The 24,001-nt window shown below is 37.3% G+C and carries 24 protein-coding genes; 17 read left to right on the top strand and 7 right to left on the bottom strand.

What is annotated here, in order from left to right; translation table 11 throughout:
* Positions 1–7 precede the first annotated feature (7 nt).
* Entirely contained in the window at positions 8–1,507 is a 1,500-nt protein-coding gene (locus tag ACXACQ_RS07065) for an MltF family protein (protein ID WP_474975235.1), read from the bottom strand.
* Positions 1,508–1,585: 78 nt separating this feature from the next.
* On the opposite strand from ACXACQ_RS07065, the gene ACXACQ_RS07060 reads away from it, so the two are divergent.
* Both ACXACQ_RS07060 and ACXACQ_RS07055 read left to right on the top strand, forming a co-directional pair.
* Entirely contained in the window at positions 1,586–1,891 is a 306-nt protein-coding gene (locus ACXACQ_RS07060; RefSeq protein WP_474975234.1) for a DUF4286 family protein, read from the top strand.
* Between the two features lie 131 nt (positions 1,892–2,022).
* Positions 2,023–2,400, top strand: a complete 378-nt coding sequence (locus ACXACQ_RS07055; protein WP_474975233.1) for a DUF1987 domain-containing protein — start codon at positions 2,023–2,025, stop codon at positions 2,398–2,400.
* Here the strand turns inward: ACXACQ_RS07055 and ACXACQ_RS07050 are convergent.
* Together ACXACQ_RS07050 and ACXACQ_RS07045 are read right to left on the bottom strand one after the other, a co-directional pair.
* Positions 2,395–2,838 carry an N-acetyltransferase family protein gene (locus ACXACQ_RS07050; RefSeq protein ID WP_474975232.1) on the bottom strand — a complete coding sequence of 148 codons (444 nt, stop codon included), beginning with the start codon at positions 2,836–2,838 and terminating at the stop codon, positions 2,395–2,397. The two genes, ACXACQ_RS07055 and ACXACQ_RS07050, sit on opposite strands and share 6 nt — an antisense overlap.
* Before the next feature lie 29 nt (positions 2,839–2,867).
* Positions 2,868–5,012, bottom strand: a complete 2,145-nt coding sequence (locus ACXACQ_RS07045; protein ID WP_474975231.1) for a prolyl oligopeptidase family serine peptidase — start codon at positions 5,010–5,012, stop codon at positions 2,868–2,870.
* Between the two features lie 103 nt (positions 5,013–5,115).
* On the opposite strand from ACXACQ_RS07045, the gene ACXACQ_RS07040 reads away from it, so the two are divergent.
* Positions 5,116–5,847: a TspO/MBR family protein gene (locus tag ACXACQ_RS07040; RefSeq protein WP_474975230.1), complete on the top strand. Its 732-nt coding sequence runs from the start codon at positions 5,116–5,118 to the stop codon at positions 5,845–5,847.
* Here ACXACQ_RS07040 and serS read toward each other — a convergent pair.
* The gene (gene serS / locus ACXACQ_RS07035; RefSeq protein WP_474975229.1) at positions 5,840–7,114 is read right to left on the bottom strand and encodes a serine--tRNA ligase; all 1,275 of its coding nucleotides are present in this window, start codon (positions 7,112–7,114) and stop codon (positions 5,840–5,842) included. The genes ACXACQ_RS07040 and serS overlap by 8 nt on opposite strands.
* 331 nt (positions 7,115–7,445) lie before the next feature.
* On the opposite strand from serS, the gene rho reads away from it, so the two are divergent.
* Both rho and sdaAA read left to right on the top strand, forming a co-directional pair.
* The gene (gene rho / locus ACXACQ_RS07030) at positions 7,446–9,134 is read left to right on the top strand and encodes a transcription termination factor Rho (protein ID WP_474975228.1); all 1,689 of its coding nucleotides are present in this window, start codon (positions 7,446–7,448) and stop codon (positions 9,132–9,134) included.
* 164 nt (positions 9,135–9,298) lie between these two features.
* A complete protein-coding gene (gene sdaAA / locus ACXACQ_RS07025) occupies positions 9,299–10,213 on the top strand; it encodes an L-serine ammonia-lyase, iron-sulfur-dependent, subunit alpha (protein WP_474975227.1) in 915 nt (304 codons plus the stop codon).
* Here sdaAA and ACXACQ_RS07020 read toward each other — a convergent pair.
* The 3 genes from ACXACQ_RS07020 to upp are packed head-to-tail and all read right to left on the bottom strand — an operon-like array spanning position 10,210 to position 12,288.
* Positions 10,210–10,677: a hypothetical protein gene (locus ACXACQ_RS07020; RefSeq protein ID WP_474975226.1), complete on the bottom strand. Its 468-nt coding sequence runs from the start codon at positions 10,675–10,677 to the stop codon at positions 10,210–10,212. The two genes, sdaAA and ACXACQ_RS07020, sit on opposite strands and share 4 nt — an antisense overlap.
* Positions 10,677–11,624: a calcium/sodium antiporter gene (locus ACXACQ_RS07015; RefSeq protein WP_474975225.1), complete on the bottom strand. Its 948-nt coding sequence runs from the start codon at positions 11,622–11,624 to the stop codon at positions 10,677–10,679. Before ACXACQ_RS07015 ends, ACXACQ_RS07020 begins: the two co-directional genes overlap by 1 nt.
* A 19-nt stretch (positions 11,625–11,643) precedes the next feature.
* Positions 11,644–12,288, bottom strand: coding sequence for a uracil phosphoribosyltransferase (gene upp / locus ACXACQ_RS07010; protein ID WP_474975224.1), 645 nt, complete (start codon positions 12,286–12,288; stop codon positions 11,644–11,646).
* 128 nt (positions 12,289–12,416) lie between these two features.
* Here upp and ACXACQ_RS07005 point away from each other — a divergent pair, with 128 nt between their 5' ends.
* The 12 genes from ACXACQ_RS07005 (at position 12,417) to atpC (ending at position 23,983) form a co-directional block, all read left to right on the top strand.
* A complete protein-coding gene (locus ACXACQ_RS07005; RefSeq protein WP_474975223.1) occupies positions 12,417–13,328 on the top strand; it encodes a M20/M25/M40 family metallo-hydrolase in 912 nt (303 codons plus the stop codon).
* 81 nt (positions 13,329–13,409) lie between these two features.
* Positions 13,410–13,937: a hypoxanthine phosphoribosyltransferase gene (gene hpt / locus ACXACQ_RS07000; RefSeq protein ID WP_474975222.1), complete on the top strand. Its 528-nt coding sequence runs from the start codon at positions 13,410–13,412 to the stop codon at positions 13,935–13,937.
* A gap of 42 nt (positions 13,938–13,979) precedes the next feature.
* The gene (locus ACXACQ_RS06995; RefSeq protein WP_474975221.1) at positions 13,980–14,564 is read left to right on the top strand and encodes an adenylate kinase; all 585 of its coding nucleotides are present in this window, start codon (positions 13,980–13,982) and stop codon (positions 14,562–14,564) included.
* A 6-nt stretch (positions 14,565–14,570) separates the two neighbouring features.
* Positions 14,571–15,563 carry a GTPase ObgE gene (obgE, locus tag ACXACQ_RS06990; RefSeq protein WP_474975220.1) on the top strand — a complete coding sequence of 331 codons (993 nt, stop codon included), beginning with the start codon at positions 14,571–14,573 and terminating at the stop codon, positions 15,561–15,563.
* Between the two features lie 85 nt (positions 15,564–15,648).
* Positions 15,649–16,269 carry a nucleotide exchange factor GrpE gene (locus ACXACQ_RS06985; protein WP_474975219.1) on the top strand — a complete coding sequence of 207 codons (621 nt, stop codon included), beginning with the start codon at positions 15,649–15,651 and terminating at the stop codon, positions 16,267–16,269.
* Between the two features lie 24 nt (positions 16,270–16,293).
* A complete protein-coding gene (gene dnaJ / locus ACXACQ_RS06980) occupies positions 16,294–17,415 on the top strand; it encodes a molecular chaperone DnaJ (RefSeq protein ID WP_474975218.1) in 1,122 nt (373 codons plus the stop codon).
* Between the two features lie 109 nt (positions 17,416–17,524).
* Positions 17,525–18,415: a hypothetical protein gene (locus ACXACQ_RS06975; RefSeq protein WP_474975217.1), complete on the top strand. Its 891-nt coding sequence runs from the start codon at positions 17,525–17,527 to the stop codon at positions 18,413–18,415.
* 146 nt (positions 18,416–18,561) lie between these two features.
* A complete protein-coding gene (locus tag ACXACQ_RS06970) occupies positions 18,562–19,476 on the top strand; it encodes an ABC transporter ATP-binding protein (RefSeq protein WP_474975216.1) in 915 nt (304 codons plus the stop codon).
* Positions 19,469–20,761: an ABC transporter permease gene (locus ACXACQ_RS06965; RefSeq protein ID WP_474975215.1), complete on the top strand. Its 1,293-nt coding sequence runs from the start codon at positions 19,469–19,471 to the stop codon at positions 20,759–20,761. The genes ACXACQ_RS06970 and ACXACQ_RS06965 overlap by 8 nt, the downstream gene beginning before the upstream one ends.
* Positions 20,762–20,853: 92 nt before the next feature.
* A complete protein-coding gene (locus ACXACQ_RS06960; RefSeq protein WP_474975214.1) occupies positions 20,854–22,074 on the top strand; it encodes a sensor histidine kinase in 1,221 nt (406 codons plus the stop codon).
* 114 nt (positions 22,075–22,188) lie between these two features.
* Entirely contained in the window at positions 22,189–23,694 is a 1,506-nt protein-coding gene (gene atpD / locus ACXACQ_RS06955) for a F0F1 ATP synthase subunit beta (protein WP_474975213.1), read from the top strand.
* Between the two features lie 40 nt (positions 23,695–23,734).
* Positions 23,735–23,983 (top strand): ATP synthase F1 subunit epsilon, encoded by a 249-nt coding sequence (gene atpC, locus ACXACQ_RS06950; protein WP_474975212.1) that lies wholly within the window; start codon positions 23,735–23,737, stop codon positions 23,981–23,983.
* Positions 23,984–24,001: the final 18 nt, after the last annotated feature.

The following is a 24,001-nucleotide window of genomic DNA, read 5'->3' as shown; positions in this document are numbered from 1 at the left end:
AAATAATTTAGCTATTTATCAACTGTTTATACTGATGATATCTATTTAAAATTTCTTTCACATAGTTTACCGGCTCTTCTCCTCTACAGTAACCAGATTTTACTACTGGGTCTCTAAAGAACTCGGGTTTTGATTTTTTTAATAGATAATACTCTACATTATTATCCCAAAGCTGAGGGTCTCTACCATTCTTTTTTGCCAATTCTCTGGCATCAATAACATGCCCTAAGCCGACATTATAACTCGCCAGCACAAATTTCACTCGCTCATCAGGATCTTTAACAGTTTTCATCCAAAGGTCATCTAAAAATCTAAGGTGATTTACTCCTGCAATTATACTTTGATACGGATCTGTTAAATCCATAGCTCCAAAACGCTCTGCTGTTTCGGGCACTAACTGCATTAAGCCTATGGCTCCTGCCCATGATTTAGCCTCAGGATCAAAATGAGACTCTTGGTACACCTGAGCCGCCAACAACTTCCAGTCCCAGCCCAATGAATCAGCCCCTTCTTTGATCAGATCATCATATATACTTATTTTTTCTCCTCCTAGCGAAGAAAAATCACTTTTCACTCGTCTGATAGAAGCACGAGGACTCCTATAATATTTGTTATATATAATATTGAATGTAGGTTTTTTCTTTACCCTATTTACCCAAGCATTAACTGACATAGCCAAGCTATCTGCATTTTTTCTTACGGCCCATGCTATTTGCTGAGGAAAACTTATTGGAGTTCGTACATCTAAAATCGGATAATAAGCAGCATTTACCAGAGCCACCGTTTCATCTGCAATGGTATAGTTGACCTCTCCCATCACCACTTTCCTTATCAATTCTTCAGTTTCCGAACTATCCTTGTCTTCTATAATGAGTATATCTCCACCAATTTCATCTGATAAGTTTTGAAGCCTGTCAACAAATGCCGAACTCTTCCTAACATGAATCTCTCGACCTATCAAGTCTACTTGATTTCTAACCAAGCGTTGTTCTATCTGATCTCGTGTAAGTTGTCTCCAATTAGAAGGTTTTCGCTGTACTAAAACTTGCCTCGTGGTATAATGACTCTCTGTAAAGGTTACTTTCTTTTTGCGAGCTTTAGTTACCGCCAACGAATATGCAATAATATCACCCTGCCCGTTATTGAGCATCTCAAAAGCTTCATCTATGCTAGCGGTCATTTTTATTTCTAGCCTTACACCTATTTCTTCGGCATACAATGACAACAGGTCATACTCATACCCCATAGGCTTGCCTCGGTACAAGAAATAACCAGTAGAGCTATTTTCTACTATAGCAATAATAGCTCCTCGCTTTTTTATCTTATCAAGATCAAAGTCAATAACTGAAAAAGGTTCCAGAGCATCTTCAGCCTTAGGACCTTTGCTTTCATTGCTAGAAGTATGGCATGCAACATTGGTAAATGCGACTAAAAATATGCCTATCAACCAGCTAGCGAAAGATCTCTTTTTGTAAAAATCAGGGATCATAGTTCGGAAAATAATCATAATTTTAATCCTTTGAAATTTATTTTTCAAAAAATTCATTAAATTTAGAACTAAACCAATAATAGATATAATTAAATAATGGTTTTATATAACGTTACCGTAGGCATTGACCAACGTTTTGAAAAAGAGTGGCTTAAATGGGTAAAGGAAGTTCACATTCCTGCAGTAATGGAAACTGGGATGTTTACCGAACACCACATGTACAAAGTACTTGGCAATGAAGAAGAAGATACAACTTCGTATTCAATGCAATTTTTCGCAAAAAAAGTAGAGGATGTAGTTTATTACTTAGACAACTATGCTCCTCCATTAGTTGAAAGACACATGCAAATGTTTAAGGATAAGCACATTGCTTTCCGCACGCTACTAGAAGAGGTAAAATAACTGGCCTTTTTTTAATCAGCTTATAAAATATATTAGGCTGATTAAAGATTATAAATACCTGTCATCACTGAATTAATCCCATTTGGCTGGTGTTATTTACTTTAGATAGTCACAGTAACTACATTTAAAGTATGAACGCGCTATATTTAGAATCAACCGAAGATAGCCCGAAGGTATTTCTTGATCCTAATTCCGGGCATTTAGTACTAGAAGGTAGGTCTTTTATGGAAGACACTACCCCGTACAAGCAAGGCATCATCAGCTGGCTACGTAATTATTTCCAAAACCCACAAAAACAAACTGTGCTTGAAATGGAAATGGATTATGTAAACACTTCTTCTTCAAAAATGCTGCTCGACATTTTGTTTGAAATGAACAAGTTTTTCATTTTTGGAAATGACGTGATCATAAAATGGAAGTATGACCCTCAAGATGAAGATATAGAAGAACTAGGGCATGAATTAGCCGAAATGGTGGATATACCGTTTGAGTATGTAGTTTTCTCATAGAGGTATACTACAATTGATCCATTCGGCATCTAGGCTGGCTTGGTAATATTTCTTATAAAAATTAATTGCTGGTTTGTTCCATTCCAGTACTTGCCATACCATGCCTGTGCATAACTCCGCTTTTCCTTTTGATATTACTGCATCAAAGAGTTGTTTCCCCAAACCTTTACCCCTACAACTCTCTGTTACAACTATGTCTTCTAGGTAAATTCTTGTTCCTTTCCAGGTAGAGTAGCGGTAATAATATATGGCAATCCCCACAATTTGATTTGCATCCTCGGCTACAAACAATCCATAAATAGGGTTGGGACCAAACCCGTCACGCTCCATCATTTCTACGGTATTGGTTACTTCATCAGGAGCTTTTTCATATTCAGCAAGTTCTTTTATTAGCTCTAATACTCTGGGTAAATCTTCTTTTTTGCCTTCTCTTATCATATAAAAAGGCCCTTGCGGACCCATTTTAGTTACTTAGTCATCAAATTTTTAGGTTCAAACCCCATACTGTACCATGCAAAAGCATATATATCGGCTTGCGCCTCTATCTGCTTACTTATGGGAGTACCTGCTCCATGGCCTGCATCCGTTTCTATTCTGATCAGCACAGGATTATTGCCCGTTTGCTTCTCTTGAAGGTTAGCAGCAAACTTAAATGAGTGCGCTGGCACTACTCTATCATCGTGATCTGCAGTAGTAACCAAAGTAGAAGGATACTCTACTCCTTTTTTAACATTATGGACAGGACTATACCCTTTCAGATAATCAAACATTTCCTTGGAGTCATCAGCAGTACCATAATCATATGCCCATCCTGCACCAGCAGTAAATTTATGATAACGTAGCATGTCCATCACTCCTACTGCCGGAAGGGCCACCTTCATCAACTCTGGTCGCTGAGTCATAGTAGCTCCCACAAGAAGCCCTCCGTTAGATCCTCCTGCTATTGCTAAATAGTCACTAGAAGTAAATTTATTTTCTATTAAGTAATCAGCAGCAGCTATAAAATCATCAAAAACATTCTGCTTTTCCATTTTAGTACCTGCAATATGCCATTTCTCACCATATTCTCCTCCTCCTCGTAAATTAGGCTGTGCGTAAATACCTCCGTTCTCTAACCAAGCTATTCTAGAAGTACTAAAAGATGGAGTAAGACTAATGTTAAAACCTCCATATGCGTATAGATATGTAGGATTTTTACCATTAAGCTCAATTCCCTTTTTATACACTATAAACATTGGCACCTTAGTACCATCTTTACTGGTATAGAAAACCTGCTTAGTTTCATAATCATCAGGATTAAAATCTACTTTTGGCTGTTCATACAACTCAGATTCTCCTGTTGCTATATTGTATTTATAAATACTAGTTGGCTGTGTAAATGAAGTAAAATAATAATAAACTTCTTCGTCATCCATTTCACCATTAAAGCCATCAGCAGAACCAATACCAGGAAGTTTAATCTCCTTTTCAAATGTTCCGGCCAAATCAAATTGTTTAATTTGCGTAACCACATCTACCGTGTAATTCGCAATAATTTTATGCCCAACAACAGAAGCTCCTCCTAATACGCTATTAGTTTCAGCTATAAGCGTAGCCCAATTTTCAGGTGAAGGATTATTAAAATCTACAGCTACTATTTTATTATTAGGTGCACCTAGGTTAGTAAATAAAAATAGTTGATCTCCTTTACTACCCATTACATAATGAGTATTATCGAAGTTGGAGACAACAGCTGTAATTTCACTATTTTCTTTTGATAGATCCTGAATATAGAGTTCATTACCCGTAGTACTTTCACTAGCACTAATCACTAAATATCTTTCATCTTCGGTAACTCCCGCAGCAATATATCTTCTTGGCGTCTCTTCCCCTCCAAAAATCAACTTATCTTCACTTTGTGCAGTACCCAACTTATGGTAAAACACTTTATGAAACTGCGTTTTTCCAGACAGCACAGAACCATCTTTGGGCCTATCATAACTACTATAATAGAATCCTTCATTTCCCTTCCAGCTAATTCCACTGAATTTGATATCTATCAGCGTATCATTAACCACCTCTTTTGTTTCTGCATTTAGAATAATAGCTTTTCTCCAGTCAGATCCCCCCTCAGAAATCAGATATCCAAATAACGATCCGTCTTTACTAAATGAAGTGCTAGCCAATGAAACCGTTCCATCTTCTGAAAAAGTATTGGGATCAATAAAAACCTCCTCTTCTCCATCTTCACCTTTTCTTCTGTATAGCACACTTTGGTTTTGTAGCCCATCATTTTTATAGTAGTAGTAATATTCTCCATGCTTAGTAGGTGCATATACTCTTTTATAATCGAATAAATTCTCCAACCTTTTTTTGAGCGCACCTCTAAAAGGAATTTGGTTGAGGTAATCAAAAGTTACTTTATTTTCAGCCTTAACCCAAGCGGCCGTTTCTTCCGATCTGTCATCCTCCAACCACCTATAAGGGTCAGCTACTTCAGTGCCGAAGTAAGTGTCAACTGTATCTACTTTATGTGTTTCTGGGTATGTCAATGTTATTTCTTTTTGTTCTTTACTTGTATTACACGCTGCAAACGTGGTTAATAAACATATAGCACCTAGTATCTGTTTCATAATATGTTATTTGGTCAGTCATCTACATATAAACTTAGCTCAAATACTTTGATAACGGTTAATAAATATTGACAGGAGGTTCTAGTATTATTTAATCATACATATGAAATGGATTAATATTATAGCATTAGTAGGTGTATTAGCTATAAATGCGCTTGCTAATACCGCTAAAATTAATGGATATGCCACCGGTGAAATATCCCAGCTTTACCCCAATTTGTTTGTACCCGCAGGCTTCACATTTTCAGTATGGTCTGTAATATACATTGGGTTAATAGCCTTTACTTATTATTCTTTTAAGCATTCATCATTACTGAAAGCAAAGCATACCTCTCCCCTATTTATATTTTCATGCCTATGCAATTGTGGCTGGCTTTTAGCTTGGCACTATCAATTATTACTGCTATCTGTATTCATAATGATAACACTATTGTTGACCTTAATAGCTATATACCTAAGGTTACGGGAAGAGCCTGCTTTAAATAAAACTCAGAAATGGCTAATGTATCAGCCCATTAGCATTTATTTGGGATGGATATGTGTAGCTACCATAGCTAATATCACAGCATGGATAGTTAGCTTAAAGATAAACCTACCTTATCAAGATATATGGTCAATAACTTTAATTATAGGCACTCAAATACTAGTGTATTTAATGAGTAAAAAGTTCAGAGACCTGGCGTTCAGTGGAGTAATAATCTGGGCCATTATTGGCATTTACGCCAAAATAATGCCCCAGAATAATTATATCAATATACAGATTACCTGTGCTGCTGCAATAATATTCAGCACATTCATTAGTATTAAATCGTATTACTCAAAAAGTATTACTTAATCATATCAAAACCAGTATAAGGCACTAATACTTCTGGTATTTTTATGCCTTCCACAGTTTGGTTATTTTCCAATACTGCAGCTAAAATACGTGGCAGCGCCAGTGCACTTCCATTTAAGGTATGTAATAATGATGTTTTCTTGTCATCAGATCTGTAGCGAAGCTTCAGTCTATTAGCCTGATACGTTTCGAAGTTACTTACAGAGCTCACCTCCAGCCATTTTTCCTGAGCTGCAGAGTAAACCTCCATATCATAAGTTTGAGCAGAAGTAAAGGCAATATCAATACCACAAAGATTAAGGACACGATATGGTAAATTCAGGCTTTCTAATAAGCCTTGTACGTGTTTACACATTCTGTCTAAAGCCTCATAAGAATTATCAGGATGATGGATTTCTACCAATTCCACTTTATCAAACTGATGCAAACGGTTGAGCCCTCTTACGTGCGCGCCCCAAGACCCTGCTTCCCTTCTAAAGCATGGAGTAAAACCAACATGCTTAATTGGCAATTCGTTTTCATTAAGAATTACATCTCTATACATGTTAGTAATAGGGACTTCTGCAGTGGGTATCAAATAAAAGTTTTCCTCTTTTATATAGTACATTTGTCCATCCTTATCAGGCAGCTGACCAGTACCGTATCCACTTTCTTCATTAACAACTATAGGTGGCTGTATCTCGTAATAACCCGCTTTTACGGCTTCATCTAAGAAATAATTTACCATAGCACGTTGTAAACGAGCACCTTTACCTTTATATACAGGAAATCCTGCACCTGTAATTTTATTCCCTAATTCAAAATCTACTATATCGTATTTTTTTATCAGATCCCAATGAGGTACAGCTCCATCATAAAGTGTAGGAACTTCTCCTTTTTCAAATACCACCACGTTATCGGCTTCACTCTCACCTAATGGTACATTATCATTAGGTACGTTAGGTATAGTATATAAAAGCGTTTTCAGCTCTGATTCGTACTGAGCCAGGTTATCACCAAGCGCTTTCCCTTCTACTTTCAAATCGGCAGTCTTTTGCTTCACCTGCTCCGCCTCATCTTTTTTTCCGTCTTTCATAAGGGAGCCGATCTGCTTGGATAGTGCATTGGATTCTGCAAGAATCTGATCATGCTTCTGCTGTGTAACTTTTCTTAAGTCATCCAGCTCAAGCACCTGAGTAATAGTTTCCTTCGCATTTGCGAATTTCCTTTTTTCAAGACCGTTTATCACCTGATCTTGATTTTCCCTTATATAAGCAAGTTGTAGCATAATGTGTTGATTAAAAACGATACAAAATAAGTCATTTTATGACTAAAACTGAACTTTTTGAAAACAAGAATAATTATTTACAATAAAAAGTTGACAATTGTTACACATTAACATATAATTGCATTATCATAAATGATCTGCAAGTTTTAAAACACTTCCAATACTTAAAACTTGGTTTATCAAACTCATTAATACATCATCTAGAAATAACCTGACGATCTACTCTATTTAACTTGATAGAGATGTGTCTAGCATCTCCACATATTTTTGGAATTCATGTTCATTACAAAATTATACCCATTATTATTAAAGAATTCACGATTAACTATCTATGTATACCATTGAAGAATTGAACGTAAGGCTTCTTTCTGAATTGAAAGAGATTGCGGAAGAAATGAGCCTTAAAAACTACAAAAAGCTTTCTAAGCAAGAATTAATCTACAAAATACTGGACCACCAAGCGATCACTCCAGAAAGCGACCTACCTAAGAAAAAAACTTCTGACTCCAAAGAAGAAAAACCTAAAAGACCTCGTAAAAGAGAAAACGTAAAGACTAAAGAAGTAAAAAAAGACGCTGAATTATCATCAGAAGAATTACTAGAGTCATTTAATATAGAAGTAGATGAAAACGTAACTTCATTTGATTCTAAGCCTGAGGCAAAAGAAGCAAAGAAAGAAACTCCATCTAACGACAATAAAAAAACTGACAGGGATAAAGAAAGAGGAGAAAGACAAGAGAGACCTGAGAGACCGGAAAGAAGAGAGCGCAAAGCAGCAAGCACCCCTTCAGCAGAAAAGAAAGAGGAAAGCAAGGAAGATCAGCCAAAGCCTAGACCAAGAGCTGATAAAGATGAGAACAGACCCAACCCTAGAAAAAAAGAAAATAACGTAAAGGATTTTGATGGCGTAATTGAAAACGAAGGCGTACTTGAAATTATGCAAGATGGCTACGGTTTCCTACGTTCTTCAGATTACAACTACTTAGCTAGCCCTGATGATATTTACGTATCTCCTTCTCAAATAAAACTATTTGGTTTAAAAACAGGAGATACCATAAAAGGACAAATTAGACCTCCAAAAGAAGGTGAAAAATATTTTGCTCTACTAAGAGTAGAAACTGTAAATGGAAAAACTACTGAAGAAATCAGAGACAGAGTTCCGTTTGAGTATTTAACACCACTTTTCCCTGAAGAGAAAATTAACTTAAGCTCTAAATCAAAGCCAGATAACTACTCTGCAAGAATTTTAGACTTATTCTCTCCTATTGGTAAAGGCCAGAGAGGAATGATAGTAGCACAACCTAAAACAGGTAAGACTGTGCTTCTTAAGAATGTTGCTAACGCCATTGCCGAAAACCACCCTGAGTGTTACTTAATCATATTATTGATTGATGAAAGACCTGAAGAGGTGACTGATATGGCCAGAAGCGTAAAAGCTGAAGTAGTAGCTTCAACTTTTGATGAGCAAGCTGAGCGCCATGTGAAAGTTTCTAGCATGGTATTAGAAAAAGCTAAAAGAATGGTAGAGTGTGGCCACGATGTGGTAATACTTTTAGATTCTATCACAAGGTTAGCAAGAGCATATAATACCACTGTACCTTCATCTGGTAAAATTTTATCTGGTGGTGTGGATGCTAACGCTCTTCACAAGCCTAAGAGATTCTTCGGTGCTGCAAGAAATGTAGAAAACGGTGGTTCTTTAACCATTATTGCTACTGCACTGATAGAAACAGGTTCTAAAATGGATGAGGTTATCTTTGAAGAATTCAAAGGAACTGGTAACATGGAACTTCAACTCGACAGAAAACTTTCTAACAAACGCGTTTACCCTGCTATTGATGTACCTGCTTCTGGTACAAGAAGAGAAGACTTACTTCTTTCTGAAGAAGAGTTACAGCGCGTATGGATACTTCGCAAGTTTATGTCAGACATGAACTCTACAGAGTCAATGGAATTCTTACTTTCAAAAATGAAAGGAACAAGAAACAACGAAGAGTTCCTTATTTCTATGAACGGATAAGAAATAACAAACACTTTATATTTAAAGGAGGCTTTTGGCCTCCTTTTTTATTTTCAAGAAATTTAAAAAGCTTATTTACAGATAGATAAACTCAATCAAAACCTTGAGTTAAGTATCCTGTTTTTCCTGTTGATTTTAATATCTTTGAAAAAACGGAGATAATTATGAGCTTTTTATTTAACGATTTCACTTCCTGGAAAGCTTACTGTGAGCAACATAACATGAAGCTTTCAGATACAGTTTTGGAATATGAAAATATTCAAAAAGGAAGAAGCGCAGAGGTGGTATGGGCAGGATTATCTAAAGCTTATACTGTAATGAAGGAGGCTGTTGATACAGGACTGAAAGAAGACATGACTTCACGTTCTGGCATGATCAACAATGGGGCTAAAAAAGTCTTTAATCACAAAAAAACGGTTCTATCGAAAGAATTTCAAAATTTAATATCCAGAGCACTAGCGGCAAAAGAAGTTAACTCTTGTATGGGACGAATTGTAGCTGCCCCAACAGCAGGAGCATCTGGCATACTTCCAGGAACATTATATACACTTCAGGAAATTCATGATTTACCCGATCAGATCATATTAGAAGGTCTATTGGTGGGCGCAGGAATTGCCCTAGTAATTGAACAAAAAGCATCGCTTGCAGGTGCTGTTGGTGGCTGCCAAGCAGAAACCGGTAGCGCTGCAGCAATGGCCGCAGGGGCAATTGTTTATTGTCTAGATGGTGACATAGACCAGATATTTAATGCAGTAGCCATTACCATTCAATGTATGCTGGGCCTAGTCTGCGACCCTGTTGCAGGCCTTGTAGAAGTGCCTTGTGTGGTAAGAAACGCTAGTGCTGCTGCCATCGCTAACTCTTCAGCCCAAATGGCTTTAGCGAATTTAAGTGGAGTAATACCTGTTGACGAATGTGTAGATGCTATGGGAGAAGTAGGACAAAGCATGGAAAGCAGATACAAAGAAACTGCGCTCGGTGGGCTAGCCGCTACTGAAACGGGACAGAAAATTTCTAAGAGTGTTTTAATTCAAGATATAGAAATGCTACCCGATGAAGACTCGGAGAACAACACCTAAACAGCTCCTACTTGCATAAAGCTGGGCAATACCTTTGTGCCGAAGGTAAATATAACTGTAGAAAAAACACAGGACCAAAAAACAGCACTCACCAACATTACAAAAATCAATTTACCTTTTGGGGTACCCATGCTAGCCAATAGAATGGTGCCCCCTATTGGGGTAAATATAATAGGTGTAAGTGCTGCCACTCCAAATATTCCATACTTCTTCCAGATAATAACAAACCTTCTGCTTCTTTTGCTAAAACGCTTACGCTTTTGCATCCATCGAGAAAACACCCTTTCTCTTAAAAAATTACCTAAAAAAGTAAACAGCAAAACACTGCTCATCATACCAGATATGGTAAGCAAAATTGTAGTAAAAAGGCTAAACCCTCCAGCAAAGCCCAGTGTAGGCCCTGCTATAAATTTAAGCATAGCCAACAGTATTATGGTTACCATTTTTACAATTTCTGCTTCCATTACATGATTACCGTGTAGGTATAAATAACATAAAACATTAACAAAATACTTCCTGAAATTCTCCCTATAGAGCCACGAATTATCATCATAGGTAAGATCAATAACGTAACAAATAGCATGGCCATCATGTCATGATGTAAAATAGCATCACTAACATGAATATTTTTTATCACGCTAGTTATCCCCAAAATGGATAAAATATTAAATATGTTGGACCCCATCAAATTACCTAATGCAAGGTCAGTCTGCTTTTTAATTGATGCCACTATAGAAGTCACCAATTCTGGCAAGCTAGTACCTACTGCTAAGACCGTTATTCCTATCACCCTTTCACTCACCCCCAAATCTAAAGCCAATTCTTTAGCTCCACCAACAAACCAATCGGCTCCAAAATAAAGCCCCAAGCAGCCTATCAGCAAATACATTACATCTTTCAACGTACTATTAGATGCAGGTGGCACATCAAAAGATTCATCATTAGCAAGCCTCTCTTTCGTTTCCTTCCTAGACTTCCTGATAATAAAAACCACATAGCCCACCAGAAGAAAAAGAAAAATCAATCCCTCATGGGTCTTTAACATGGCTGCATCTTCCTTCACCATAAAATAGAGCAATAGCGAGCTACCCATGGTCACAGGCCAATCTATCTTAATACTATCTCTTTGTACTTTAATATTGCCAATCAGCGCAGTAATACCCAAAACAAGAGCAAGGTTACATATATTAGAGCCCACAACGTTACCCATTGTCATATCAGGGCTACCTCCTAAAGCGGCCTTAATACTTATCAGCAATTCAGGTGCAGAAGTACCAAAAGCTACAATAGTTAAACCCACAACTAAAGGGGAAATATGTGACCGTAACGCCATGCTGGAAGCACCTCTCACTAGAAGCTCTCCACCCACTATCAGCAAAAACAAGCCCACCACCAGCAATACAATATTCATCAGCTACTGCTTTTACTAGTTATAATTTAGGTCCAAAACAAAGATCACCAGCATCACCCAACCCCGGCAATATATAAGCATTAGAGTTCAATGCTTTGTCCAGCGAGGCCGTCCAAATGGTATGGTCAATCGTTAAATTATCTGTAATATATTTCACGCCCTCCGGTGCAGCCACTACAGAAGCTATGTGCAACTTAGAAGGCATACCGGTTTTTAACAGTGAGTTAACGGCAGACAACAAAGACTTTCCTGTAGCCAGCATAGGATCTACAATAATTAACTCTCTTCCTTCTACACTATCACTGGCAATATAGTCTAGTGCAGCCTCTATGTTATCTCCCTCTTCTCTTCTATATGCTCCTATAAATCCAATATCTGCCAAATCCATAACTTCTACAAAGCCGTCTAAAAAGGGAGAAGCTGCCCTCAAAACCCCAACCAATAGCGGATTGTTTTTCACTAAATCCACATTAGTTTCCTCTAATGGAGTTTCAACACTGCTTGTCTGATATTCAAAAGTTTTTGAAATTTCATACCCCATAACCATACCTAGCCTTTTCAAATTATTTCTGAACTTTGCACGATCCTTTTGGATATCTTTATGCCTCATTTCATACAAGAAATGATTGATTAATGATGGGGAAGTATTTAGTATTTTTAACATGAATTATTAGAGAATCTGATTAACTCAAACCGGGCAAGGGCTTCTTTAAAAAATCTTTTAAAGATAAATAAAATATTACCACTAACCCCTCATTATATAACAGAAAGAAAAAACATAGACACTTATTTATGAATCTATTACATCAGCTTTGTACAATACATGCACCTTCTGGTAACGAGTTTGCCATGAAAAAATTCTTATTAGATTATATAAATACAAACAAAAGTAACTGGAAAACCGAACCTGAAATATACGAAGGCCCAGAATTCCAAGATTGCATCGTCTTAAAATTTGGCTCACCTAAAACAGCTGTTTTTGCTCATATGGATTCAATTGGTTTCACTGTACGATACCAAAACCAATTAGTACCGATAGGTGGCCCCGATGCACAAACGGGCTACAAGTTAGTGGGTGAAGATAACATGGGCCCTATCGAGTGTGAGCTAGAAGTCAATGAAGATCATCAGCTATTTTACAAATTTGGTCGCCCTATCGCTACAGGCACTGACTTGGTTTTTAAATGTGACTTTAAAGAAACTGAAGAATACATTACCTCATGCTACATGGACAATAGACTTGGGGTTTATAATGCACTAAAGCTAGCAGAAGAAGCGGAAAATGGAGTAATTGTATTTAGCTGCTGGGAAGAACACGGAGGCGGCTCTGTGCCCTACTTGGCTAAGTTCATTTATGAAAAATGGCAAGTACGCCAGGCCTTAATATCTGACATCACTTGGATTACAGATGGGGTGCATCCCGGAAAAGGGGTGGTAATATCAATGCGCGACCGTAATATTCCACGAAAAAGCTACATCAATAAAATTATAGACATAGCAGAAGCTTCAGGCATAGATTATCAACTCGAAGTAGAAGGCAGTGGCTCTAGTGATGGCCGCGAGCTACAATTGAGCCCCTATCCTTTTGACTGGTGCTTCATTGGAGCGGCCGAAGACCACGTACACACCCCTCAGGAAACCGTTCACAAACACGATATAAACTGCATGACAGCCCTTTACAAACGATTGATGGAGGAGTTATAGAATTTCTATTCCCGTGTTTAAGATATAATTTTTTATATTTGCAGGCCTTTTGCTAATCAAAAGGCTTTTTTATTATCAATTATGATCATCAAAGACAAAGAATTCAAGAAGTATATCACTGCTGATGATATCAACGTTAAGATTCAACAACTAGCTACTGATATCAACAAAGATTACGAGGGGAAAAAGCCATTATTTATTGCTATACTTAATGGTTCATTCATGTTTGCAGCAGATTTACTAAAAGAAATAAACATTCCTTGCGAAATTTCTTTTGTAAAGTTGGCATCTTATGAAGAGATGGAAAGTTCTGGCAATGTAAAACAACTAATAGGCCTTAATGAAACCATTTTCAATAAAGATGTAATCATTATTGAAGATATTGTAGATACTGGAAGAACCATCACAAAAATTCTGGAAGAATTTAAATCTTTGGGTGCAAATTCAGTAGAAGTAATCTCGTTATTACAAAAGCCAGAATCTGATGAAATGAAAGATCAAATCAAATATATCGGATTCAGCATACCCAATAAATTTGTACTAGGATATGGATTAGACTATGATGGATTGGGAAGAAACTTGAAAGACATCTATCAACTCAACGACTAATCCCTCAAAATCCATTATATTTAAGTAAAAACAAACTACACAATGTTAAATATAGTATTATTTGGCCCTCCCGGTGCCGGCAAAGGCACACAAAGCGAAAAGCTTATAAGCAAATACAACCTAACTCACATCTCCACTGGCGACCTATTCAGAAAACACTTAAGCGAAGGTACTGAACTAGGTAAATTGGCTCAAAAATACATGGACGATGGTTTTCTCGTTCCTGACGAGGTAGTAATTGGTATGGTAGACGATAAAATCAAAAATACGGCTGATGCTAATGGTTTTATCTTCGATGGATTTCCTAGAACCATAGCTCAGGCAGAAGCTTTAGATACTTTAATGAACGAAAAAGCTACACCTATTTCAGGCATGGTAGCCTTAGAAGTTCCTTTCGAAGAATTAAAAAAACGTTTATTGGAAAGAGGTAAGGTATCTGGCCGTGCCGATGACCAAAACGAAGAAAAAATAAATAATAGAATTAATGTTTACCAAGAGGAAACTCTACCGGTATCTAAGTATTACGAAGGTCAGGGTAAATATAATGCTATTAATGGTGTAGGAAGCATAGATGAAATATTCACTAACATCTGCACTGTAATTGACTCTCTAAGCGTAGAAAAATAATATATAGTGTCCTCTTCTAATTTTATAGATTACGTAAAGTTTTGTTCACGCTCAGGAGCCGGAGGCTCTGGCAGTGTACATTTCAGGAGAGAAAAGCACGTTCCTAAAGGAGGGCCTGATGGAGGTAATGGCGGCCGAGGCGGCCATATTATTCTTAAAGGCAACTCACAGCTGTGGACATTGCTACACCTGAAATACAAAAAACACGTCATAGCTGACGATGGAAAACCAGGAGAAGGAGGTAGAAGATCAGGAGCCCAGGGAGAGGACATCATTTTAGAGGTACCACTAGGTACCGTAGCTAAAAATGCTGAAACTGGAGAAAAGCTCTTCGAAATCACTGAAGATGGCGAAGAAATAATTCTAACTGATGGAGGTAGAGGTGGACTTGGCAATGAAAATTTCAAAACCGCCACCAACCAAACACCACGCTTTGCACAACCTGGTGAGGAAGGCAAAGAAGAATGGATAATTTTAGAACTGAAGCTTTTAGCTGATGTAGGCTTAGTTGGCTTCCCTAATGCGGGTAAATCCACACTATTATCAGTGCTTTCTGCCGCTACTCCAGAAATAGCAGATTACCCATTTACCACACTTACTCCAAACCTAGGTGTAGTGGGCTATCGCGATTACAAATCTTTTGTAATGGCTGATATACCAGGGATTATAGAAGGTGCCTCTGAAGGTAAGGGGTTAGGTATCCGATTTTTAAGACACATAGAGCGTAACTCCATATTACTATTTTTAGTACCTGCCGATGCCGATGACATTAATGCAGAATATGAAGTACTTCTCAATGAGCTAAAGAAATACAACCCCGAGTTGCTCGACAAAGAAAGACTATTAGCTATATCAAAATCTGACATGCTAGATGACGAGTTAATAGCAGAAATGAAGGAAGAATTACCAAAAGACATTCCACACCACTTCATTTCTTCAGTAACCCAAACCGGATTACTGGAATTAAAAGATCTTATCTGGAAATCATTAAATAAGTAAAAATGCCAATTTGACATAACTCTGCTTTTGGCAGAGTAATTGTCCATTGGGTATAATCGATAGATATTGTAAGAAATTAGCGATTATGAATAAGGAGAACATAGATAACAACGAGATCAACGAAAAATCAGGTACTCAAGAAGCTGAGGCAAACGAAACTCCTGAAAATAAAGCAGCTGAAGAAACTGCAAACAACGCTGACGAAGCAACAGAGGCAACATCTGAAGACAGCAAAGCTGATAATTCGTCAGACGAGCTAAGCAAGCTAAAAGACGAATTGGCAGACAGTAAAGATAAATACTTACGCCTTTACAGTGAATTTGACAATTTTAGAAGAAGAACAGCTAAAGAAAAATTAGAAATGGTGCAAACTGCCCATGGAGATTTAATGGCTGCGCTACTTCCAGTTATAGATGATTTAGACAGAGCTCAAAAAACCTTTGACAACGAAGACACTGACTTAGAAAGTGTAAAAGAAGGAATGAAGCTTATTTCTAACAAGTTAAAGAAAACCTTAGAGCAAAAAGGGCTTCAAGAGATGGAAGGCAAGCAGGGAATGGACTTTGACCCTGAGATACATGAAGCAATTACTCAAATACCTGCACCTGAAGAAAGTCTAAAAGGTAAAGTAGTTGATGTAATTGAAAAAGGATATGTACTAAAAGAAAAAGTAGTGCGCTACGCAAAAGTTGTAGTAGGAAGCTAATCACTTTTTCAAAAGAATTAGAATATGGCTAAGAGAGATTATTACGAAGTATTAGGTGTCAGTAAATCTGCAACTCAGGATGAGATAAAGAAGGCGTATCGTAAGATTGCCATTAAATATCACCCTGACAAAAACCCTGACAATGCGGAAGCTGAAGATAAGTTTAAAGAAGCAGCAGAAGCTTACGAGGTATTAAGTAGTGCAGAAAAAAGGCAACGTTATGACCAGTTTGGCCATGCCGGCATGAATGGCGGTGGCGGCTTTGGCGGTGGCGGTATGAATATGGATGACATATTCTCTCAGTTTGGCGATATTTTCGGTGGAGGCGGTAGCCCTTTTGACAGTTTCTTTGGTGGAGGCGGTGGTGGCCGCAGAAGGCAAAGAAAAGGATCTAACTTACGCATTAAGCTTAAGTTATCACTTGAAGAAATTGCCGAAGGTGTAGAGAAAAAAATAAAAGTTAACCGTTTAGTAAAAGCCGATGGTGTTACTTTCAAAACTTGTTCTACCTGCCAAGGTAGCGGACAAGTACGAAAAGCTGTTAACACCATGCTGGGTCAAATGGTATCTACCAGCACTTGCCCTACATGTGGCGGATCAGGTCAAATTTTAGACCATAGACCTCCCGGGGTAGACAGCTCAGGCTTAGTAGGTAAAGAAGAAGTGATTTCCATTAAAATTCCTGGTGGAGTTTCTGATGGCATTCAGTTATCTATGTCAGGAAAAGGTAATGAAGCCCCTGGTGGAGGTATCCCTGGAGATTTACTTATTGTAGTTGAAGAAAAAGAAGACGACCAATTAGTAAGAGAAGGTAACAATGTAGTTTATGACCTTTATGTTAGTTTTATTGATGCTGCCCTAGGCACATCAGTAGAAGTACCTACCATAGGAGGAAAAGCAAGAATAAAAATTGATGCTGGTACTCAAAGCGGAAAGATACTTAGACTAAGAGGCAAAGGTATTAAAGACCTCAACGGATACGGAAAAGGAGATCAGTTAATACATGTCAATGTATGGACTCCGAAGACATTGTCTAGCGAAGAGAAATCAAAGTTAGAGTCCATGAGAGACTCTAGTAATTTTCAGCCCAGCCCGGGTAAAAGTGAAAAAAGTATCTTCACTCGAATGAGAGAATTCTTTGAGTAATCAAATAATATTTTGAACAAAACGGATAATAATAAATATTATCCGTTTTTTTTATTAAAAAAATCAGACACGCTGTAACTCCGGTCAATAAAAGCCGTATTTACTTTCCATGCGAAGAAGATTTTTACTTTTTGGTATTTCTATTATTGGCTTTAGCGTTTGCCACGGGCAAGCTAAAAAACATTTTTCTGTCAATAACGATCAAAAGGTAAGAGAGGTCGACCTCGATTTCAGTATCAATAGCGGTTCGTGCATAGTAAAGCCAGGAGAAGGCGATGAACTTCTTAGTCTTTACACTACTCAAACGCAGGACAGCTATTCACATTCTTATGAAAAAGAAACCCGCCACGGTATTTGCCATATAGATTTAGATCTAGAGAATAACAAGTCTGAAGGCTTCAGTCAATCCATTTCTTATCGCATGTTTGGCAGATCAGAAAAAGAAGAGAAAAAGGAGTGGGACTTATACCTTACTGAAAAAAAACCTTACGACTTAGATTTTAATTACGGTATTGGTAATGCTAATATCGATCTTTCTGGACTTTCTATCCATAAACTAAAAATACACACTGGCAGCGCAGATGTTAATGTTGGATATTTAACCAACAAAGTGAATGCCGTTGAAATGGACACCTTTTATGTAAAAGTGGATTTAGGATCTGTAGAAGTTAAACAATTAAATCTGTCTAAATCGAAGCATGTAGTAGCTGACATTGGGTTTGGTAATCTCCTGTTAGATTTTAGTGACACTCCGCAAATTGCCAGTGACATAAAAGGCAGCGTAGGAGCCGGAAATTTACTAATAGTACTGCCAGAAGACGATACTCCAGTAATTGTAACTGTTAACGACTCTTGGCTATGCCGTGTAAAGCTCACCAACTCTTTCAAAAAATTATCTGACAATACTTTCGTCAATGCCGCATATACAGAAGATGCGCACAATCTCTTAAGCTTCAATCTGGATGTGAGCATGGGCAGCATCGTTTTTAAAGAAAAATAATTCCAGCCTCCTATATTAGAAATTTAACTAACGTTTTAACCGTTAATAAATAGTTACTTAGCATTACTTGCTTTAAGTGAAAAATTCAGTTAAATAGAATATTTTTAACCTACACCTATAATCAGGGTTTTAAATAATCAATCATATTGGATACACTTATCGCCAGCAATATCACTAAACGGTATGCTCGTCATACCGCTTTAGATGATGTAAGCATTAGCATTCCGCACCAGTCAATTTTCGGCCTTCTTGGCCCCAATGGAGCAGGAAAAACCACACTTATTAGAATCATCAATCAAATTATAAACAGTGATGAGGGCGAAATCCTCATTAACGGAGAGCCACTTAACTCCAACCACATATCTATTATTGGCTACTTACCAGAAGAACGAGGCCTTTATAAAAAGATGAAAGTAGGTGAGCAACTAGTTTATTTAGGCCAACTCCGTAATTTGAGTAAAAAAGAAGCCATACAAAGAAGCAAGGCTTGGGTGAAAAAATTAGACATATCTGCCTGGTGGGATAAAAAAATAGAAGACCTCTCAAAAGGGATGGCACAAAAGATTCAATTTATAGCTACCGTATTACACAATCCATCCTTAATTATTTTAGATGAACCATTTTCTGGCTTTGACCCTATCAATGCGAATTTAATCAAAGATGAAATATTAAACTTGAGAGCTCAGGGAAGCACCATTATCTTCTCTACCCACAGGATGGAGTCAGTTGAAGAGCTTTGTGATAACATTGGGTTGATCAATAAATCTAAGCTGATACTTTCAGGTAAAAAGAAGGAAATCAAAAACACCTATAAAAGCAACACTTTCATAGTAGAGCACCAAGGGGAAATAAAGCCAGAAGGACTTAATGGCTACAACTTCATTTCATCAGAAAATATAGAAAACGAAAGATTCATATCTACCATTCAAATACCCGAAGGCTTCACCACCAACCAGTTTCTCAGTATATTAATCACACAAACTGAGGTATATTCTTTTACGGAAAAAATTCCTAGTATCAGCGAAATATTCATTTCAAAAGTAGGAGGTCAAAATGAATAAGACTTTTTTAATTATACAGCGAGAGTTTTTAAGTAGAGTAAAAAAGAAATCATTCTTAATCACTACACTCCTAGTTCCATTAATATTCCCAAGCATATTTGCTGGCATATTTTACTTCATGAAAAAAGATGAGGAGAATACAAAAATCAGAAAAATTGAAGTGATAGATGAAAGTTCCACTTTCGATTTTATGTCTACGGATAATTTTGAATTCAGGCCCGCAAGAGGAGGCATTGAACACGCAAAAACAACTTTACAAGAAAGTGACAACTATGCATTACTTTATATTCCTGCATATAATATAGAGTCTCCACAAGGCTTTACCTTATACACAAAGTCGAATCCAAATTTTTCAGTAATCAATACTCTTGAAAGCAAACTAGAGAGCACCATTAAAGAGCAAAAGCTCAATGCGTATAATATTAACCAAGCAACACTAGATAAGTTAAAAACAAATATCAACCTGAATACTTTAAACATTAGTGAGGGAGAAGAAAAAGAAAGTGATGCGGTTATATCTTTTGTAGTGGGGTATTTCACGGGTTTTCTTATATACATTTTTATGTTTGCTTATGGGGCTCAGGTAATGCAGGGAGTGCTAGAAGAAAAAAGCAACAAAATAGTTGAGGTGGTGGTTTCAACGGTAAAACCATTTCAGTTAATGTTGGGGAAAATATTAGGAATTGCGGCCGTGGGGCTATTCCAAGTAGTATTATGGATTACGCTCATGGTGGTTATATCAACAGTGCTATCTTCTTTAATCGGTATTGAAATGCCTCAATCTACACAGATGACAGAAGCCACTCAAAACCTTAACACCACAGAAGAAGGCCAAAAATTAATTCACGCCATTATGGCCATACCTTTTACTCAAATTATAATTTGCTTCATATTTTACTTCCTTGGAGGCTATCTGCTCTATGGGTCATTATTTGCTGCTATAGGCTCAGCGGTAGACACACCTTCTGAGGCTCAGCAGTTTACTGTTCCTATTATGATGCCTCTCATAGCTGGTATTGCAGGTATGAGTAGTATAATTAGCAACCCTGATGGCTCTTTTAGCTTTTGGCTATCTATTATTCCCCTCACTTCTCCTATTGCTATGATGGGACGAATCGGCTTTGGTGTTCCTTGGTGGGAGCTACTACTCTCTATGACTTTGTTAGTATTAGGTTTTATTAGTACTGTTTGGTTTGCAGGGCGCATCTATAGAATAGGAATTTTATCTCATGGTACTAAAACGAACTACAAAACGTTAGCGAAATGGTTAATGATGAAACATTAATTTAAATCCATAGTTTTGATATAAATATTAGCCCGGACGGTATATTACTGTCCGGCTTTTTAATTTTGTGCAATCAGCAGCAATACTAAACCATGAGCAAAAATAGCAGAAAGGAAGGCGTAGACATTTATTATAATAAATCTAAAATAAAATGGGTAGTACTTGGTTTTAGCATAGTTATAAGTATTGCCTCTGTTTTTTATACCGATATGCTAGTAAAGCAACTAAAAAACAGAGAGCGAAAACAAATAGAACTTTTTGCAAAAGCTTTGGAATACACGGCTAACGAAAGTATGAACAACAATGTGTATTTCATTACAGAAAAAATACTGTTTGACAATAATTCTATACCTCGAATACTGGTAAGGGAAAATGGCGAAATCATAGGCCACATGAATATAGAGTTAGACTCCTCGCTTTCTCAGCCACAGATGAAACAGCAACTATATCAAGAGCTGGAGCAGATGAGGGAAAATTACGAACCAATATCAGTAGAACTTAGGGATGACACCACAAAGAAGATATACGAAATACAATATGTTTATTACAAAAACTCATTTCTTTTAACTCAGCTCATATATTATCCATACATACAGCTGTCCGTAATTGCTATTTTCGGTTTCATATCCTACATGGTTTTTAATTACTCTAAAACCGCAGAACAAAACCGAGTGTGGGTAGGCTTGGCTAAAGAAACGGCCCATCAACTAGGCACCCCTATTTCATCATTAATGGCTTGGGTAGAATATTTTAAAGATCAGGCTAGCGAAGTAAACAAACCTTTGATAGGAGAGTTAGATAAAGACATTAAAAAGCTGCAAGTAATAACCGAACGCTTTTCTAACATTGGCTCAGCACCGGTGCTTAGCGAAGAAGATGTCGAAATCATTATTCGTAATACAATAGAATACCTTAAGCCAAGGATATCACCTAAAGTGAAAATGACGGTAGAAGCAGAAGGAGATGAATTACTGGCAATAGTCAACCCTCCATTATTTGAGTGGGTGATAGAAAATTTATGCAAAAATGCAGTAGATGCCATGACAGGATCTGGCGCTATAAAAATCAATATTAAGAAAACATCAGACTATAAAATACTAATAGACGTTACAGACACAGGGAAAGGAATACCGAAATCTAAAATTAAACAAATATTCAACCCGGGTTATACTTCTAAAAAAAGAGGATGGGGCTTAGGCTTAACTTTAGCCAAGAGAATTATTGACGTATACCACCAAGGTAAAATATTTGTAAAATGGTCAGAGGAAAATGAAGGCACCACATTTAGAATAATTTTGCGCGCTGATAGCTGATTATCTTTCATATAGCACAAAAAAAACGTATTGCCTTTGCTTTATCTGGTTTTTAACATTAGCTTTGCGGTCTGAAATACTGAGGCACTAATCATTTCTATAAAATAAGATAAAATGGCAAATATTGGTAAAATTACCCAGGTAATAGGCCCCGTAGTGGACGTTAGCTTTGACGCTGAGGGTGCTAAGTTACCTAATATCCTAGATTCATTAGAGGTTACTAAATCAAACGGACAGAAGGTTGTTTTAGAATGCCAACAACACTTAGGCGAAGATAGAGTTCGTACTATTTCTATGGAAAGTACCGAAGGACTGGTAAGAGGTATGGAAGTTACTGATACTGGATCTCCTATTACTGTTCCTACTGGAGAGGATATTAAAGGGCGACTTTTCAATGTTGTAGGTGAGGCAATTGACGGTATTCCTCAACCTGAAGGAAAATCTAGCTTACCGATACACCGTGCAGCTCCTAAGTTTGAAGATTTATCTACTTCTACAGAGGTGCTTTTCACTGGTATCAAAGTAATTGACCTTATCGAACCTTATTCTAAAGGTGGTAAAATTGGTCTTTTCGGTGGTGCGGGAGTAGGAAAAACCGTACTTATCCAGGAATTAATCAACAACATCGCAAAGGCTTATTCAGGTTTATCAGTATTTGCTGGTGTGGGTGAAAGAACCCGTGAAGGAAATGATTTATTGAGAGAGATGATTGAATCAGGAATCGTAAACTACGGTGACGAGTTCATGGAATCTATGGAAGCAGGAGGATGGGATCTTTCTAAAGTTGATGGAGAAAAACTTAAAGAATCTAAAGCAACATTCGTATTCGGACAGATGAACGAACCTCCAGGTGCTCGTGCAAGAGTAGCACTTTCTGGTTTAACAATTGCTGAGTACTTCCGTGATGGTGATGGCGAAGGACAAGGAAAAGATATTCTTTTCTTCGTTGATAACATATTCCGCTTTACTCAGGCAGGTTCTGAGGTGTCTGCACTTCTTGGACGTATGCCTTCTGCAGTGGGTTACCAACCTACACTAGCTACAGAAATGGGAGCTATGCAAGAGCGTATTACATCTACTAAAAAAGGATCAATTACATCTGTACAGGCAGTATATGTACCTGCAGATGATTTAACTGACCCTGCTCCTGCTACAACCTTTGCTCACCTTGATGCTACAACGGTACTTTCAAGAAAAATTTCTGAGCTTGGTATTTACCCTGCGGTAGATCCATTAGATTCAACTTCTAGAATCTTAAGTGAAGAAATACTAGGTGCTGAGCATTACGGATGTGCACAAAGAGTAAAAGAGATACTTCAGAGATATAAAGAATTACAAGATATCATTGCTATTCTTGGTATGGATGAATTATCTGATGAAGATAAAGAAGTAGTACACAGAGCTAGAAGGGTACAAAGATTCTTATCTCAGCCATTCCACGTTGCTGAGCAGTTTACAGGTATCCCTGGTGTTCTTGTTGATATTAAAGATACTATCAAAGGATTTACTATGATCATGGACGGAGAGTTAGATCACCTTCCTGAAATGGCTTTCAACCTTGTAGGATCTATCGAACAAGCTATTGAAAAAGGCGAGAAAATGCTTGCTGACGCAAAATAATAACTCCATAAAATTTCAATAGCACCATAACTAAAAATATATGTTACTAGAAATAGTTACACCCACTAAAAAGGTATTTGAAGGAAAAGTAACTGTAGTTACTTTTCCTGGAACTGACGGTTCATTTCAAGTAATGAATGATCACGCTCCTTTAGTAAGTACCTTAGGTGACGGACAACTTATTTATAAATCAAGCAGTCGTGAAAATCAAATTCACATCACTGGTGGAGTTGTGGAAGTATTAAATAATAAAATTGTAGTACTTGCAGACGGTCTTATAGAAGACTAAAAGCAGCAGCTCAATGCA

The organism is Fulvivirga sp. AWR4_260, assembly GCF_056158185.1.
Note: the sequence above shows the minus strand (reverse complement) of the source record. Positions and strands in the feature narration are given on the sequence as shown.

Coding starts and splice junctions, on each gene's coding strand:
- ACXACQ_RS07050 (WP_474975232.1), bottom strand. CDS start 2,838: ATGATAAGAGAAGGCAAAAAAGAAGATTTACCCAGAGTATTAGAGCTA.
- upp (WP_474975224.1), bottom strand. CDS start 12,288: ATGTTAAAAATACTAAATACTTCCCCATCATTAATCAATCATTTCTTG.
- serS (WP_474975229.1), bottom strand. CDS start 7,114: ATGCTACAACTTGCTTATATAAGGGAAAATCAAGATCAGGTGATAAAC.
- ACXACQ_RS06985 (WP_474975219.1), top strand. CDS start 15,649: ATGAATAAGGAGAACATAGATAACAACGAGATCAACGAAAAATCAGGT.
- atpC (WP_474975212.1), top strand. CDS start 23,735: ATGTTACTAGAAATAGTTACACCCACTAAAAAGGTATTTGAAGGAAAA.
- ACXACQ_RS07060 (WP_474975234.1), top strand. CDS start 1,586: ATGGTTTTATATAACGTTACCGTAGGCATTGACCAACGTTTTGAAAAA.
- ACXACQ_RS06975 (WP_474975217.1), top strand. CDS start 17,525: ATGCGAAGAAGATTTTTACTTTTTGGTATTTCTATTATTGGCTTTAGC.
- ACXACQ_RS06960 (WP_474975214.1), top strand. CDS start 20,854: ATGAGCAAAAATAGCAGAAAGGAAGGCGTAGACATTTATTATAATAAA.
- ACXACQ_RS07055 (WP_474975233.1), top strand. CDS start 2,023: ATGAACGCGCTATATTTAGAATCAACCGAAGATAGCCCGAAGGTATTT.
- ACXACQ_RS07015 (WP_474975225.1), bottom strand. CDS start 11,624: ATGAATATTGTATTGCTGGTGGTGGGCTTGTTTTTGCTGATAGTGGGT.
- rho (WP_474975228.1), top strand. CDS start 7,446: ATGTATACCATTGAAGAATTGAACGTAAGGCTTCTTTCTGAATTGAAA.
- ACXACQ_RS07065 (WP_474975235.1), bottom strand. CDS start 1,507: ATGATTATTTTCCGAACTATGATCCCTGATTTTTACAAAAAGAGATCT.
- hpt (WP_474975222.1), top strand. CDS start 13,410: ATGATCATCAAAGACAAAGAATTCAAGAAGTATATCACTGCTGATGAT.
- atpD (WP_474975213.1), top strand. CDS start 22,189: ATGGCAAATATTGGTAAAATTACCCAGGTAATAGGCCCCGTAGTGGAC.
- dnaJ (WP_474975218.1), top strand. CDS start 16,294: ATGGCTAAGAGAGATTATTACGAAGTATTAGGTGTCAGTAAATCTGCA.
- ACXACQ_RS07040 (WP_474975230.1), top strand. CDS start 5,116: ATGAAATGGATTAATATTATAGCATTAGTAGGTGTATTAGCTATAAAT.
- ACXACQ_RS06995 (WP_474975221.1), top strand. CDS start 13,980: ATGTTAAATATAGTATTATTTGGCCCTCCCGGTGCCGGCAAAGGCACA.
- ACXACQ_RS06965 (WP_474975215.1), top strand. CDS start 19,469: ATGAATAAGACTTTTTTAATTATACAGCGAGAGTTTTTAAGTAGAGTA.
- ACXACQ_RS07005 (WP_474975223.1), top strand. CDS start 12,417: ATGAATCTATTACATCAGCTTTGTACAATACATGCACCTTCTGGTAAC.
- ACXACQ_RS07020 (WP_474975226.1), bottom strand. CDS start 10,677: ATGGAAGCAGAAATTGTAAAAATGGTAACCATAATACTGTTGGCTATG.
- ACXACQ_RS07045 (WP_474975231.1), bottom strand. CDS start 5,012: ATGAAACAGATACTAGGTGCTATATGTTTATTAACCACGTTTGCAGCG.
- sdaAA (WP_474975227.1), top strand. CDS start 9,299: ATGAGCTTTTTATTTAACGATTTCACTTCCTGGAAAGCTTACTGTGAG.